The following is a 13,458-nucleotide window of genomic DNA, read 5'->3' as shown; positions in this document are numbered from 1 at the left end:
TACGCAGGCCGCCGCCCTTTCGGAACTGAGTCTCTGCAGTTTCACCCGACGGTACCCACGCCCGGACCCCGTCAGTACACTGGGACGCATGACCGGGCAGGAACCGGCCCCTCCCGGGGCCGCTGCAGTTCCCCACGGCGCCGCGGTGCCGGACAGCAAGGTCCGCACGGACGCGGCGGTGACTCCTGCCGCGGAGGCCGGAACAGAAGAAATTCCAGGGCTCCTGGATCCTGACGCCGTCGACACCTCCCTGCGCAGCCCCGCCGAACGCTCCCGGACGTTCACCGGGATCCTGGTGAACACCGCACTCGCCAACATCACCACCAGCTATCTCTGGTTCGCCCTGACGTTCTGGGTGTACCTGGAGACGCGGAACGTGATCGCCACGGGCGTGGTGGGCGGCGCCTACATGCTGCTGATCGCGCTCTCCAGCATCAGCTTCGGCACCTTCGTGGACCGGTACCGGAAACTTGCCGTCATGCGTTTCGCGGCGGTCTTCACCCTGGTGATGTTCATCCTGTCCGGCGTGATGTTCGCGCTGCTTCCCAAGGCCGCGCTCCTGGACCTGGGGCAGCCGTGGTTCTGGGTCTTCACTTTGGTGATCCTCATCGGTGCCGTCGTGGAGAACATGCGCAACGTGGCACTGTCCACCACCGTCACCATCCTCATCGAGCCTGACCGCCGCGCCAACGCGAACGGGATGGTGGGCATGGTGCAGGGGCTGGCGTTCATCGTCACCTCGGTGCTCTCCGGACTCTCCGTGGGCCTGCTGGGCATGGGCTGGACCGTCGTCGTGGCGGTGGCCCTGACGGCGCTCGCTTTCGCGCACCTGCTGACGCTGCGCATGCCCGAGGAAGTGCGCGTGGCAGCCACGGACGCCCACGGCGCGTTCGACCTGCGCGGCTCGATCGCCGCTGTCCTGGCAATCGCCGGCTTGTTCGCGCTGATCCTGTTTTCCACCTTCAACAACTTCATCGGCGGCGTGTACATGGCCCTGATGGATCCCTATGGGCTGGAAATGTTCCCGGTGGAAGGCTGGGGCCTGGTCTTCGCACTGGGCTCCACCGGTTTCATCGTGGGTGGCGCCTTGGTGGGCAAGTTCGGCCTCGGCAGGAATCCCTTGCGGTCCATGCTCCTCGCCGTGGTGGTGATGGGCGTCCTTGGCGCGCTGTTCACGGTCCGTGAATGGGCATGGCTGTACATCCTGGGCATCTGGCTCTACCTCGTGCTGGTACCCGTGGTGGAAGCGGCCGAACAGACCGTCATCCAGCAGGTGGTGCCGCTCAACCGTCAGGGCCGGGTGTTCGGCTTCGCGATGGCCTTCGAATCCGCGGCGGCGCCGGTCACGGCTTTCCTGATCGCCCCGATCGCCCAGTTCTGGATCATCCCGTGGGCGCGTTCCGGCGAGGGCGCGGCCGCGCTGGAGCCGCTGCTTGGCGAAGGGGTATCCCGCGGCATCGCACTGGTGTTCCTGGTGGCCGGCAGCATCATGATCGTCACCGCCCTGCTGGCTTTCCTGACTCCGGTGTACCGCCGGGTGTCGGCGTCCTATGCCGAGGCCGCAGCCAAGGAGCCCCCGGGCGAAGTAGGAGCCGGGGAAGCGTGAACGGAAGCGAAACCAACCCTGATGGACAGCCCGCAAGGAGGCTCACATGACCCCCGCAACGCACACCCTGGAGCTCGCCGACGTCGACCTGGTCTATGACGTCCACGGGCCGCAGCCGGGCGACGGCGGCCGGCCGGTCCTGGTGATGATCGGCCAACCAATGACGGCGGAAGGGTTCGCGGACCTGGCGGCGCAGTTCCCGGAGCGGACCGTGGTGACCTATGACCCGCGTGGCCTCGGCCGAAGCAGTGTCCGCCGCGATGGGCGCAATGACCAGCGGCCCGAGGACCAGGCGGATGATCTCCACGCCCTGGTGGAACACCTGGGTGCGGGCAAGGTGGACGTCTTCGGCAGCAGCGGCGGAGCCGTAGCCGGCCTGGCGTGGGTGGCGCGCTACCCGGACGACGTGAACATCCTGGTGGCGCACGAGCCGCCCTCCACCTGGGTGCTTCCCGGTGACGCACAGGAGGCGGACCGGGCCTTCGCGAAGGTACGCCAGAGCTACCAGGAAGCCGGCTTCGGCCACGGCATGGCACAGTTCATCGCCTTGACCATGTGGCCCGGCGAGTTCACCAGCGAGTACTTCGCGCAGCCGCCGGCGGACCCCGCGATGTTCGGGATGCCGGTCCAGGACGACGGCAACCGCAACGATCCCTTGCTGTCGGAGCGCAGCCTGACCGTCACCCGCTACGAGTACGACCTTGACGCCGTCAAGGCCTCTCCGGCCCGGGTGGTCCTGGGCATCGGCGAAGAAACCGGAAACACCATCACGGCGCGGACCGCGCAAGCGGTCGCCGAGCGGCTCGGCACGCCGCCCGTTGTCTTCCCCAGCCACCACGGCGGCTTTGCTGGTGGCGGGCCGGAGAATCCCTACGCCGGCAAGCCGGCCGAGTTCGGCGCTACCCTGCGGTCCGTTCTTGAGTCCCAGCCGCAAGCGGGGAGGCAGCCATGAACCAGGCAGCCATGAACGGCAAAGGGTCCGCCCTGATGGTGGATCTGATCATCTCGCTGGACGGCTACGCCTCGGCCGAAGGCTGGCCCGGCTGGTGGGGCATGGAAGCCCCGGAATACCTGGCCTGGCTCGGCGAGGAGGAAAAGAAGGGCTACACCTTCCTCATGGGCGCCAACACATACCGCGTGATGTCCGGAATGTCCGAGCAGGCGGCCGCCGAAGACTCCGGTTTCTCGGACACCGAAGGCGCCGCGCTCCGCGGATTGGCGGCGGTGCCGAAGGTGGTTTTCTCCGCCTCCCTCGAAGCGCCGCTGAGCTGGCCGAACTCGAAACTCGTCCGGGCGGACGCCGTGGAAACCGTGCGCGAAATGAAGCGCAACGGCGTCGGACCCCTCAGCACGCTGGGCAGTATCAGCCTGTCCCGTTCATTGCTGACCGCCGGCCTGGTGGACAGGTTCCGCCTGGTTGTCTTCCCGGTGATCACGGGGATCACCGGGCGGGAGCGGATCTATGACGGATACCCCGATGTCCTCCTCGAGATGGTGGACAGCCGCACCTTCGACGGCCGCCTGCAACTCCTCGAGTACGTGCCCACCGTGCTCAGGAGCTAACGCGTCACCCGGTAACGGATGTGGGTCACCAGACCCGTCCCGCGCGTTTCCGTCGGCTCCAGTTTCAGCTTCCCGACGCCGTCGAGCAGCCGGGCGCCTCCGCCCAGGATGATCGGGGCAATGTGGAGCCGCAGTTCGTCGATGATCCCGGCTGACAGGAACTGCGCGGCCGTCTCCGCGCCGCCCGCGACCGCGATGTTGCGGTCACCGGCGGCGTTCCGCGCCTGCGCCAGCGCAGACTCGATCCCGTCCGCCACGAAATGGAAAGTGGTTCCGCCCTCCATCTTCAAGGGCGGGCGCGGGTGGTGGGTCAACACGAAGACCGGTGCGTGGTACGGCGGTTCTTCACCCCACCAGCCGCGCCAGTCCGGGGCCCAAGGTCCGGCGCCCGGCCCGGCGAACATGTTGCGTCCCATGATGTAGGCGCCCGATTCAAGGATTCCCTTGACTGCCTCCGCGTTGGCCTCCGGTTCTTCGAACATCCAGCGGTGCAGTTCTTCGCCGCCCTCCCCGAGGGGCTCTTCCGGGGTCTGGTTCGGGCCGGCCACATAGCCGTCCAGGGAAACGGTGAGGTCGCAGGTGACAGTGTTCATGATTTCCTCCGGTAGTGGTGGCTCGTCGCGTGCACGTCAGCACCGCCCACGCTAGCGGGAACCGGGTCGCCGGGGAAGCAATCTGCCGGGGCCCCTACCGTCCGGCCGCTGACGCGGGTTAAGTGGAAAAGGAAGTAGGTGGTGCCTATGGAGAGTGCCGGATCCGCGCCCCGCCGGGCGGGGCAACAGCCACATCCACACAGGAGGAACCATGAATGAGTTTCTGCGGTGGCCGCCGTTCGACCGCCGCAACGCCATGGAGCTGATGGAGCCCTTCCGCAGGCTCTTCGAAGGCGAACCCGAGCGCTCCATGATGCGGGTCGAAGAAGAGATCAAGGACAACGTGCTGACCGTGCGTGCGGAGTTGCCGGGCGTCGACCCGGACAAGGACGTCGAGATTGCCGTCACCGACGGCACCTTGCAGATCAAGGCCGAACGCAGGGAAAGCAGCGAGAAGAAGGAGGACGACAGCTATCGCTCCGAATTCCGCTACGGTTCGATGTTCCGCAGCATTCCGCTGCCGAAGGGAGTCAACGAAGAGGACATCTGCGCCACGTACAAGGACGGTGTGCTGGAGATCCGGGCCCCGCTGCCCGAACGCGGCGAGGAAGGCTCGAAGCGGACCATCCCGATCCGCCGCGGCTGAGCGGCCTGAAGCAGATCGCCGGCCGGAACACAGCCGCCGACGGCGTCCGGCTCCTTCCGTTCGAAAGGAGCCGGACGCCGTCGTGCTTTAGCCGCAGAGAGCGCGGAGTCAGCCGTTGATGACCTGCGGCACGCCGAGCGCCTTGAGGCCTTCGACGCCGAACTCAAGTCCGTAGCCGGACTGCTTCGCCCCGCCGAAGGGGACGCGTGGGTCAACTGCGCCGTGCTTGTTGATCCAGACGGTGCCGGCCTGGATGCGCGCGGCGACTTCGCGGGCCGCGGCAGGGTCCGCGGACCAGACCGAGGCGCCCAGTCCGACGTCGAGCGCATTCGCCTTGGCGACCGCCTCGTCCACCGAGCTGTACCGGATGATCGGCAGGGCCGGGCCGAACTGCTCTTCGGCGACCAGCGGATTGTCGTTGTCGATATCGGCCACCAGGGTGGTGGGGTAGAAGTAGCCGGCCTGGTCCGCGTCCGGCTCGCCGCCCAGCAGCACCCGGGCGCCGGAGTCGCGGGCGGCGTCCACCAGGCGCGCAACGATGTCGAACTGCTGCTTGTTCTGCAGCGGGCCCAGGACGTTCCCTTCCTCGAGCCCGACGCCCATCGGCATGGCTTTCGCCACGGCGGTGAGCTCCTCGCAGACGGCATCGTAAATCGAGTCGTGCACGTACAGGCGCTTGAGGGCGGCGCAGGTCTGGCCTGTGTTGATGAACGCGCCCCAGAACAGGCCCTCGGCGATCGCCTTGGGGTCGGCGTCGGGAAGGACGATGCCGGCGTCGTTGCCGCCGAGCTCCAGGGTGAGGCGCTTGACCGTGTCCGCGGAGGACTTGATGATCGCCTTGCCGGTGGCGGTGGAGCCGGTGAACATGACCTTGCCGACGGCGGGGTGTTCGGCGAGCCGGGCGCCCACCTCGCGGCCGCCGGACACCACCTGGACCAGTCCTTCCGGGAGCTCTTCGTTGAGCACCTTGACCAGTGCCAGCACGCTCAGCGGGGTGTACTCGGAGGGCTTGACCACCACGGCGTTGCCCATCCGCAGCGCAGGAGCTACTTGCCACACGGTGATCATCATGGGCCAGTTCCACGGTCCGATTGCGCCGACGACGCCGATGGGCCGGTAGTGCAGTTCGGCGCGGGTTTCGCCGTCATCCACCACGGTTTCGGCCTCCAGCGGCGTGCCGGCTGCCGCGCGCAGCCAGGCGGCACACGCACCGACTTCGAAACGGGCGTTGGGGCCGTTCAGCGGCTTGCCCTGCTCGCGGGAGAGCAGGCGGGCGAGCTCCTCCGCGGAGCGCTCGACGGCGTCGGCGGCCTTGAGCAGCGCGGCGCTGCGGGCCTCGTGGCCGAGGGCGGCCCAGGCCGGCTGGGCAGCCGCAGCGGCGGCGATGGCGTTTTCCAGGTCCTCGACGGAGTGCACGGGGGCTTCGCCGACGGCGGTTCCGGTGGCGGGATCGAGGATGGTCCGGGTTTCGCCGGTGTCCGGGGTGATTGAAGCCAGGAGGGCGTCGTAGCTTTCCAAGGGTTTACTCCACTTCGAGTAGGTGCTGCGCTGGATGGTTGGTATGGACGGCTGTGAAGCGTTGCGTCGAGTCTGCCTGCCCCGGCCGGGGCGGGCTTGTCGATCCGGGAAGGGCACTTGATGCGGGGCGAACAAGTTCAGGCGGCGGCCATGAACAACATGGCGCCGAGCGCCCCGGCCGAGGACAGCGCCTCGAGCGGGTGCAGAGCGCGGCCGGCAGCTTTGCCGTGCCGGAGCATTCGTGCGGCGATCGCCAGCGAATAGCCGGCGACGGCGATGGCGAGCGCCGAGGCGAGGAGCGGTGCGAAGCCGCCGGCAGCGGGGTGAGCATGGCTTGGCTGTGCCGTGTCCAGCCCCGCCGCGTGGAGGCCGGTGACGAGGAGCGCGAACATTCCCAGCACCGAGAATGCCCGGTGGAGCTCCATGCCGCTGCGCCGCTCCCTGCGCGAGGACAGCAGTGGGAGGGGCACCGCCAGCAGCAGGAGGAGGCCCCACACCACGCCCGGCAGGATCCCCGGGCCGAGCGTGGTGTCCGCCATGGCGGCGAGCATGACGGCCATGGGTACCCATTGGCCGGGCTTCCTTTCCAGCAGCGGGCACAGCATGCCGATGCCGCAGCAGGCCAGCATGACGGCGGTAAGGAAGGCCTGCATCGGCTTGGACCGTTCAGGTTTAGCTGCCGCTGTGGCAGTGGCCGGCGGCGGCGGCGGGTTTGGCGGAGGCCGGGACGTCCAGCACGGGGCTGCGGTCGAAGAAGCCTTCCGGCCGCAGTTTGAAGCCCACGGTGTCCACGGGCATGATGGGCCAGTCCTCCGGGCGCGGGAAGTGGGTGAGGCCGAAGGTGTGCCACACCACGATGTCCTGGCCGTCGATGTCCCGGTCCTGGGCGATGTAGGCGGGCAGGCCGGCACCGCCGGGGTGCTGGTTGACGAAGTCGCCGGTGGGGTAGAGCTCGTCCTCGGCGTAGCGGGTCACCCACAGGTCCTTGGTGGCGAAGGTGGCGCGGCGCGCGATCGAGGAGGCGGGGTCTGCCAGCAGGGTGGGCTGGTTTTCGGAGTGCAGCTTGTAGGCCACGGGCTCGCCGAGGCGGTTGCGGGATTCCGGATTGGAAATCACCCAGCTGCGGCCGTTGCGGGCGTCGCCTTCCCGGACAGCCTCGGATTCGCGAGTGAGCACGGTGCGCTTGCGGGAGAACGCGTTGCCGCGCGGGTTCCCTTCGCCCATGGCCTGGCGGACCACGTCCTCTTCCTCCACCCGGTTGGTGAAACCGTCCAGCGCGAAGTCCAGGCGGGCGCTGAACAGGTGCTGGTGGAAAGGCGCGCCCAGGCCGGGCGCCAGTTGGGAGATATTGTCCGAGCCGCCGTCGGGGAAGGCGCTGGTGAACACCACGCCGGTGGCCTTGGCTTCGAATTCGATGGTGCCGTCCAGGTAGAGGTACCAGTAGAAGCCGTAGTCGTAGTTGCCCACAGTGGTGAAGAAGCTGACCACCAGGCGGCGGTTGCGGCGCGTGTAGTTGACTCCGCTCCACAGGTCGCTGTGCTTGGAGAGGATGCTCCAGTCTTCTTCGTGGATGCACACGGCGTTGCGAATCTCGCGCGGCTTGCCGAAGGAATCGCTGACCACCGGGCTCAGGTAGGTGATTTCGCCGAGGCAGTCGCAGCCCAGTTCCAGGGAGTTGGCGTACTGGCCCACCAGGTATTCGCCGGTGTCGAAGTAGTTCTGCCAGGAACGCACGGGGGAGGGGTCGCCGTAAGGGACCACCATTTCGGCGATGGACGCACGCTTGAGGATGCTGCGGCGGCGGCCGCCGTCGTCGAACGCGACGTTGTGCAGCACCACGCCTTCGCGGATGTCGAAACCGATGTCCAGGCTCCACTTTTCCCATTCGAGGTGGTTCCCGCCCTCGATGCTGAAGCTGGGGCCCTCCGGCTGGGTGATGTGCAGCGGTTTCTGGGTGGTGCGCAGCGGCCCGGTCAATTCGGGATCCGTGTAGTTGCCGTGTTCGGCGGGGATCGGCATCGCACCGAAGTCCAGCACCTGGGTGACTTCCTTGTTGACCACGTCAACGTAGGCCACCAGGCCGTCCACGGGGTGCGCCCAGGCGTTGTCCTCCGGGAATTCCTGCACGAAGGCCAGCCCGCGCAGGATGCGCCGGCCCTTCTCCTCGGGATACTCGAAAACGCCGGCGGACAGGGGAGCCACCCGGACCTTGGCGAGGTCGAGGTTCCGGTCCGCGAGCGCCTTCAGCCAGCGTTCGTCCTGGGCCAGGACGGCCTCCACCAATTCGAATTCCTCGCCGATGACGGGCAGGCCGCCGGTGGCGGCGGTGTCCAGTCCGGTGTTCCGGAGGATGTCCCCGCTAGCGGCGACGACGACGTCCCGGGCGGCGCCGGTGGCGACGTCGTGCAGGAAGACCCGGAAGCGGCGACGGGCGGTGCCGGCTTCCGCGTTGTGGCCGCGCGGCGGGTCCATCAGGCCCAGGTAGGCGATGCGGGCGTGTTCGTCGAAGAGCCCGGCGTTGTTGAGGGCGGCCGTGACGGCGCTGACCTCGTCTGCGGTGACGGGTGCATAGGCGCTGCTTTGAGTCGCTGCGGGATTGGCGGAGGTGCCCGGAATGGCGGAAGTGCTCATGAAAACCCCTTGGGAATGGGCGGTTTATTTTCTATGTGCGTAGACAATAGCAGCGTGTAAGCTGAGTCACAACGGTTGTAGAAAAAAAGAGGCGGGGAGTACGTGCCGAAGATCGTCGACCACGACAAACGCCGGCTTGAGCTGGTGGAAGCCACGTGGCGGATCATCGCCCGGCGGGGGATCGAGGGCGCCACAATGCGCGAGATCGCCACGGAAGCCGGCTTCGCCAACGGTGCGTTGAAGCCCTATTTCCCCACCAAGGACGATCTGCTGTCCTTCGCCTTCGCTCACGTCTTCAACCAGACCAACGCCCGGATCGCCGGTTCTTCGGGGAAGAAGAAGGGCCTGGCCGCGCTGCGCAGTTTCTGCCATGAAATCCTTCCGCTGGATGCCGAACGGCTGAGCGAGGCGCGGATTGCCATCGCGTACTGGCAGCGTGCCCTGACGGACCCGGACAAGGCTGCCCTGCATGACGCCTCCATGGAGCAGTGGCGCCGGGAATTGTTCGGCAGGCTGCGCGAAGCGCGCGACGCCGGCGAGTTGCGGGACGGGCTTGACGACGACGATGTGGTGGGCGGCCTGATGACCTTTGTCCTCGGCGCGCAGATCACCGCCACGCTCTCGCCGTCGCACCATTCCCCGCGGCAGCTCCGCGCGCAATTGGAGTCCTTCCTCAGAGGCGTCGCCAAGGCCTGAATCCGGCCAGCCGGAACCCTTGACGCGGGCGCCTGTGCGGAGCACCCTGAAGTCGCTGGGATGACCTTGTAAACAGCTCTCCGATGGGGAGGCAGGAAAATGTCCGCAATTACCGTCACTGGCCTTGAATCGAAGTCCTTCGACAACCCCGATGAGAAAAGGCGCCCACCTAAGACCGCCGTCGACGTCGTCACGCTCGGCGGAACCACCCTTGGCAGGTTCACCTTCGAACCCGGCTGGCGCTGGTCCGAAACCGTCAAAACCGTGGTCCACACCGATAGCTGCCAGGTCAACCACCTGGGCTTCTGCACTTCGGGAACCCTGACCGTCCAAATGGAGGACGGAACGCGCGTCACGGTCAGGGCCGGCGACGCCTATACCGTGCCGGCGGGGCACGACGCCTGGGTGGAGGGCGATGAACCCTTTGTGGGCTACGAGCTTATGAGCGCCGCCAGCTACGCCAAGCCCGAGTAGCACGCCCGTTCCGGCCGGAGGGGAGCGACTTTGGCCTGCGGTGTAACGATCCGGTAAAATTGATGACCAATGACCTCTTTCGATGACATTCCCACCCAGCCGCAGCCCACCGTCCCTCCCCATGGGCCGGTGTTTCTGGACTCTTCCGGCAGGCGCCGGCGGTGGGTGAAGCTGCTGGGCCTCGGAGCCCTCGGGCTCGTGGCCGGATACATGGCCCTCCTGGTGGTGGCCGTGAGCGGAGGTCCCAATATCGGCGCACCCTACCTTCCGCTGCCCGCGCTGCCCGCAGCGGCTCCCGGGTCCTCCACGGGTACACCGGCGCCGTCCCCAAGCGGCGCCGGAGCCCCTTCCGTCCCCGCGCAGCCAGTTCCGGCCCAGGATCTCCCGGCCGCGCCGCCGTCCGAGTCGGTGCCGGCCCCGCAGGCCACCGGTAACCCCGCTCCTTCCGCCACCACCCCCGGCAGTGCCGCGGATGCCGCCGGCGGCGCGGATGCGGGCAAGGGCAAGAGCGACACGGCCCCGGGCCAGGCCAAGCGTCCGTCCGGCCCGAAGGGCCAGTGACCGCCCGCCGGGCTGCCCGGCGCACCGCCCCGGCAGCCGCCAAGGCGCACTGGTTCATCCTCCTTGCATGCGTCCTCGCCCTCGCTGCCGCACTCACCGTGCAGGGCTACATGCATCACCTCGCCGGAGCGGCCGACGATTCCCGCCAGGCGGCCGGGACGCCGGGCCCCGCAACCGCAGGCGCCGCAACCGCAGGCCCCGTAACCGCAGACTCAGTGCCGAAGGCGGTTTCCCAGGGCGGTCCCGTGGTCGACTCCCGCGGCGGAACCGTCAGGACCGCGCGGCCGGCGGACCGCACCCTCGCCCTGACGTTCGACGACGGCCCGGACCCCGTGTGGACACCCAGGATCCTCGACGTCCTCCGCAAGCACCATGTCCGCGCCACTTTCTTCGTCCTCGGATCGGCCGCGATCGAGCACCCGGACCTCATGCGCCGGATCGTCCAGGAGGGCCACGAAGTCGGTGCCCACACGCTGACCCATACCGAACTTGCCGGCGCCCCGGGATGGCGGCGGCAGCTTGAGCTCCAGGGCGCGCAACAGGCCATCACCGGAACCACCGGGCGGGTCGTTTCCCTCCTGCGGCCCCCGTACAGCTCCCACAACCGGGCCATCACCGACGCCGGCTGGCAGGCCATGGAAGCGGCGGCGGATGCCGGCTACCTGACCGTTTTCAGCACCCTCGACAGCAAGGACTGGCAGGAGCCGGGCGTCGGAGAGATCGAGAAGCGGCTGAGCCGGCCCGGCAATGACGGCCAGGTGGTCCTCCTGCACGACGGCGGCGGGAACCGGGAGCAGACGGTCGCCGCGCTCGATGCTTCCCTGGCCCGCCTCGCCGACGGCGGGTACCGCGTGACCACGGTCGGCGACGCCGTCGGCATCGCGAGCATGCGCGAGGCGAGCGCCGCTGAGCAGGCCGGCGGCACGCGCGCGGCCAGCCACGAGCTGGTGGTGATGGTCGACGGCGACACCGTCTTCGAACCGGACACGGTCCGGGCCCTCGTGCAGCCGCTCGCCGATCCGATGGTGGGCGCGGTATCGGGCAACACCAAGGTGGCCAACCGGGGCGGAATCCTGGGGGCATGGCAGCACATCGAGTACGTCGTCGGCTTCAACCTGGACCGCCGGCTCTTCGATGTGGCCGAGTGCATGCCGACTGTCCCCGGCGCGATCGGTGCTTTCCGGCGCGACGCGCTGCTGCAGCTGGGCGGCATCAGTGACGACACCCTCGCCGAGGACACCGACCTCACCATGTCCCTCTGCCGCGCCGGCTGGCGCGTGGTCTACCAGGACGACGCGCGTGCCTGGACCGAGGCGCCGGCCAGCCTCGGGGCGCTCTGGCGCCAGCGCTACCGCTGGTGCTACGGCACCCTGCAGGCCATGTGGAAGCACCGGGGCGCCGTCGTGCAGCGCGGGGCTGCCGGCAAGCTCGGCCGGCGCGGGCTGGGGTACCTGTTGGTCCTGCAGGTGCTGCTCCCGCTGTTCGCGCCCGTGGTCGACGTGTTCGCCGTCTATGGACTGATCTTCCTGGACCCGGTCCGGATCGCCGCCCTCTGGCTCGCCTTCCTGCTGGTCCAGTTCCTTATGGCTGCCTACGCCTTCCGCCTGGACAGGGAACCGCTCCGGCCGCTGTGGACGCTTCCGCTCCAGCAGTTCGTCTACCGGCAGCTCATGTACCTGGTGGTGATCCAGTCGGTGGTCACCGCCCTCACCGGGGTCCGGCTGCGCTGGCACAGGATGGAACGCTACGGCAGCCTGCGCGTCCCGCCGGCCGGCCCGGGCGCGGCCCAGGCGGAGAGTTAGCTCCGGGGAAGCGGCAGGCAGCGGGGCAGGAACACCGCGGACACGGCGGTGAAAGCCGCCATCAGCAGCCAGGGCGCCGCGGCCGCCGGCGACGGCGTCCGCGCGAATTCGTAGAGCGGGCCGAGCACGGCGTTGCCGAGCAGGACCATCACGCCGCCGCTGCTGGCAAGCAGGCCGTAGTAGGCGCCGCTGGGCCGGCCGGCGGCGAAATCGATTACCAGGCCCATGGCCAGCGGAGTCACGAACATGTGGCCGAGGCACAGTGCCGCCACCATCACCAGGGCGGGCACGATCGGCGCCGCGCCCGGGGGCTGCGTTGCGAAGGCCGCGAGTGCGGCGAACCCGGCACCCTGGAGGCCGAAGCCGATCGCGAACGCCGGCGTCCGGCCCATGCGCCGCACCAGCTTCGACACAGGCCACTGCAAGGCGATGGTCATCACGGAGGCGCAGGAAAACAGGAGTCCGAGCGCGCCGGTGTCCGCACCGCTGCGTTCGAGTTCCACCGTCAGGCCGAAATAGAGCTGGTTGTAGGCGAGCAGGTTCACGCTGTAGAACGCCGCGAACAGCACGAAGCGGCGCTCCCGCAGGCAGGACCACGCGCCCGACGGGGTTGCCCGGGCGGGCCGGTTCGTGCCGTCGGCAGGGCCTGCTTTCGTTGTGGCCGGCCGGTGTGCGGGCAGGAATCGGTGGAAGACGGCGGCCATCACCGCGAACACCGCCGCTCCCGCCAGCAGCGCGGCGTCGAAGCCGATTCCCAGGAGCAGCGAGCCGAGCAGCGGGCCGGTCACCGCGCCCGTTTCCCCGCAGATCACCAGGAGGGTGAACAGGCTGGTCTTGTGGCCTGCGCCGGCTTTGCGCGCGGCTTCGGCGGTGGCGAGGAGGCTCTCGAGCGCGGGGGAGAAGAGGGCACCGCCGATCCCGGTGACGATCGCACCCGCCAGGAACGTGGGGAAGTCCGTGGCCCACGCCAGCAGGAGGTATCCGGTGACCCGGACCAGGGTTCCGGTGACCATGGAGCGGCGCGCGCCCCAACGGTCGGCCAGTGCGCCGCCGAAGAGGAACATCCCCTGCTGCGCGAAGGTCCGGGCACCCAGGACAACGCCGACGGCGAGCGCGCCCATGCCGAAATCGTCCCGCATGACGGTGGCAAGAAAGGGCACCACGGAGAAGAAACCGATGTTGAAGATCAGCTGGCTGGCCAGCAGCAGGCGGGGATCCGGCGCCGTCCGGCGGGTGCGCGGGGCCAGCTCTGAAGCCGGGGCTGCTGACGTCATGGAGGCTGCTTTCTGCCGGAGTGATTTCGGATGGGCCTTCAACGCTAGCAACGCGGCCGGGGATTCGTGGCAACGCCCGGTTTCGCTCCGTAGT

13 protein-coding genes are annotated in these 13,458 nt (G+C 68.5%); 8 read left to right on the top strand and 5 right to left on the bottom strand.

The annotated features are described in order from the left end of the window. Positions 1 to 88 precede the first annotated feature (88 nt). Genes BIU82_RS11440 through BIU82_RS11430 form a run of 3 tightly spaced genes read left to right on the top strand, consistent with a single transcriptional unit; the run spans position 89 to position 3,169 of the window. Positions 89 to 1,606, top strand: coding sequence for an MFS transporter (locus BIU82_RS11440; protein WP_083292290.1), 1,518 nt, complete (start codon positions 89 to 91; stop codon positions 1,604 to 1,606). A 46-nt stretch (positions 1,607 to 1,652) separates the two neighbouring features. Then, a complete protein-coding gene (locus tag BIU82_RS11435; RefSeq protein ID WP_070349588.1) occupies positions 1,653 to 2,558 on the top strand; it encodes an alpha/beta hydrolase in 906 nt (301 codons plus the stop codon). 11 nt (positions 2,559 to 2,569) lie between these two features. Continuing rightward, complete coding sequence (locus BIU82_RS11430; protein WP_070349651.1) at positions 2,570 to 3,169, top strand: dihydrofolate reductase family protein; 600 nt, start codon at positions 2,570 to 2,572, stop codon at positions 3,167 to 3,169. On the opposite strand, the gene BIU82_RS11425 is transcribed toward BIU82_RS11430, so the two are convergent. After that, positions 3,166 to 3,762: a dihydrofolate reductase family protein gene (locus BIU82_RS11425; protein ID WP_070349587.1), complete on the bottom strand. Its 597-nt coding sequence runs from the start codon at positions 3,760 to 3,762 to the stop codon at positions 3,166 to 3,168. The genes BIU82_RS11430 and BIU82_RS11425 overlap by 4 nt on opposite strands. 211 nt (positions 3,763 to 3,973) lie before the next feature. On the opposite strand from BIU82_RS11425, the gene BIU82_RS11420 reads away from it, so the two are divergent. Continuing rightward, complete coding sequence (locus tag BIU82_RS11420) at positions 3,974 to 4,408, top strand: Hsp20/alpha crystallin family protein (protein ID WP_070349586.1); 435 nt, start codon at positions 3,974 to 3,976, stop codon at positions 4,406 to 4,408. A 108-nt stretch (positions 4,409 to 4,516) separates the two neighbouring features. On the opposite strand, the gene BIU82_RS11415 is transcribed toward BIU82_RS11420, so the two are convergent. The 3 genes from BIU82_RS11415 to BIU82_RS11405 form a co-directional block, all read right to left on the bottom strand. Further along, on the bottom strand, positions 4,517 to 5,926 hold the full coding sequence (locus BIU82_RS11415) for an aldehyde dehydrogenase family protein (protein WP_070349585.1): 1,410 nt from the start codon (positions 5,924 to 5,926) through the stop codon (positions 4,517 to 4,519). A 137-nt stretch (positions 5,927 to 6,063) separates the two neighbouring features. Beyond that, positions 6,064 to 6,579, bottom strand: a complete 516-nt coding sequence (locus tag BIU82_RS11410) for a hypothetical protein (RefSeq protein WP_070349584.1) — start codon at positions 6,577 to 6,579, stop codon at positions 6,064 to 6,066. Between the two features lie 19 nt (positions 6,580 to 6,598). Beyond that, positions 6,599 to 8,557: a primary-amine oxidase gene (locus BIU82_RS11405; RefSeq protein WP_070349583.1), complete on the bottom strand. Its 1,959-nt coding sequence runs from the start codon at positions 8,555 to 8,557 to the stop codon at positions 6,599 to 6,601. Positions 8,558 to 8,659: 102 nt separating this feature from the next. Here BIU82_RS11405 and BIU82_RS11400 point away from each other — a divergent pair, with 102 nt between their 5' ends. The 4 genes from BIU82_RS11400 (at position 8,660) to BIU82_RS11385 (ending at position 12,090) form a co-directional block, all read left to right on the top strand. Continuing rightward, entirely contained in the window at positions 8,660 to 9,253 is a 594-nt protein-coding gene (locus BIU82_RS11400) for a TetR family transcriptional regulator C-terminal domain-containing protein (RefSeq protein WP_070349582.1), read from the top strand. A 99-nt stretch (positions 9,254 to 9,352) separates the two neighbouring features. After that, a complete protein-coding gene (locus BIU82_RS11395; RefSeq protein WP_070349581.1) occupies positions 9,353 to 9,727 on the top strand; it encodes a cupin domain-containing protein in 375 nt (124 codons plus the stop codon). A 69-nt stretch (positions 9,728 to 9,796) separates the two neighbouring features. Then, a complete protein-coding gene (locus BIU82_RS11390) occupies positions 9,797 to 10,288 on the top strand; it encodes a hypothetical protein (RefSeq protein WP_070349580.1) in 492 nt (163 codons plus the stop codon). Next, complete coding sequence (locus BIU82_RS11385) at positions 10,285 to 12,090, top strand: bifunctional polysaccharide deacetylase/glycosyltransferase family 2 protein (protein ID WP_253182750.1); 1,806 nt, start codon at positions 10,285 to 10,287, stop codon at positions 12,088 to 12,090. The genes BIU82_RS11390 and BIU82_RS11385 overlap by 4 nt, the downstream gene beginning before the upstream one ends. Here the strand turns inward: BIU82_RS11385 and BIU82_RS11380 are convergent. Then, positions 12,087 to 13,364: an MFS transporter gene (locus BIU82_RS11380; protein WP_070349579.1), complete on the bottom strand. Its 1,278-nt coding sequence runs from the start codon at positions 13,362 to 13,364 to the stop codon at positions 12,087 to 12,089. The genes BIU82_RS11385 and BIU82_RS11380 overlap by 4 nt on opposite strands. Positions 13,365 to 13,458: the final 94 nt, after the last annotated feature.

It is taken from the genome of Arthrobacter sp. SW1 (assembly GCF_001766675.1).
GTDB lineage: Bacteria > Actinomycetota > Actinomycetes > Actinomycetales > Micrococcaceae > Arthrobacter.
This window is presented reverse-complemented; position numbering and strand designations above follow the sequence as displayed.

What these genes read in the sequence shown, in the direction of transcription:
- BIU82_RS11440 (WP_083292290.1), top strand. Translation starts at nt 89, where the DNA reads ATGACCGGGCAGGAACCGGCCCCTCCCGGGGCCGCTGCAGTTCCCCAC.
- BIU82_RS11435 (WP_070349588.1), top strand. Translation starts at nt 1,653, where the DNA reads ATGACCCCCGCAACGCACACCCTGGAGCTCGCCGACGTCGACCTGGTC.
- BIU82_RS11430 (WP_070349651.1), top strand. Translation starts at nt 2,570, where the DNA reads ATGAACGGCAAAGGGTCCGCCCTGATGGTGGATCTGATCATCTCGCTG.
- BIU82_RS11425 (WP_070349587.1), bottom strand. Translation starts at nt 3,762, where the DNA reads ATGAACACTGTCACCTGCGACCTCACCGTTTCCCTGGACGGCTATGTG.
- BIU82_RS11420 (WP_070349586.1), top strand. Translation starts at nt 3,974, where the DNA reads ATGAATGAGTTTCTGCGGTGGCCGCCGTTCGACCGCCGCAACGCCATG.
- BIU82_RS11410 (WP_070349584.1), bottom strand. Translation starts at nt 6,579, where the DNA reads ATGCAGGCCTTCCTTACCGCCGTCATGCTGGCCTGCTGCGGCATCGGC.
- BIU82_RS11405 (WP_070349583.1), bottom strand. Translation starts at nt 8,557, where the DNA reads ATGAGCACTTCCGCCATTCCGGGCACCTCCGCCAATCCCGCAGCGACT.
- BIU82_RS11395 (WP_070349581.1), top strand. Translation starts at nt 9,353, where the DNA reads ATGTCCGCAATTACCGTCACTGGCCTTGAATCGAAGTCCTTCGACAAC.
- BIU82_RS11390 (WP_070349580.1), top strand. Translation starts at nt 9,797, where the DNA reads ATGACCTCTTTCGATGACATTCCCACCCAGCCGCAGCCCACCGTCCCT.
- BIU82_RS11380 (WP_070349579.1), bottom strand. Translation starts at nt 13,364, where the DNA reads ATGACGTCAGCAGCCCCGGCTTCAGAGCTGGCCCCGCGCACCCGCCGG.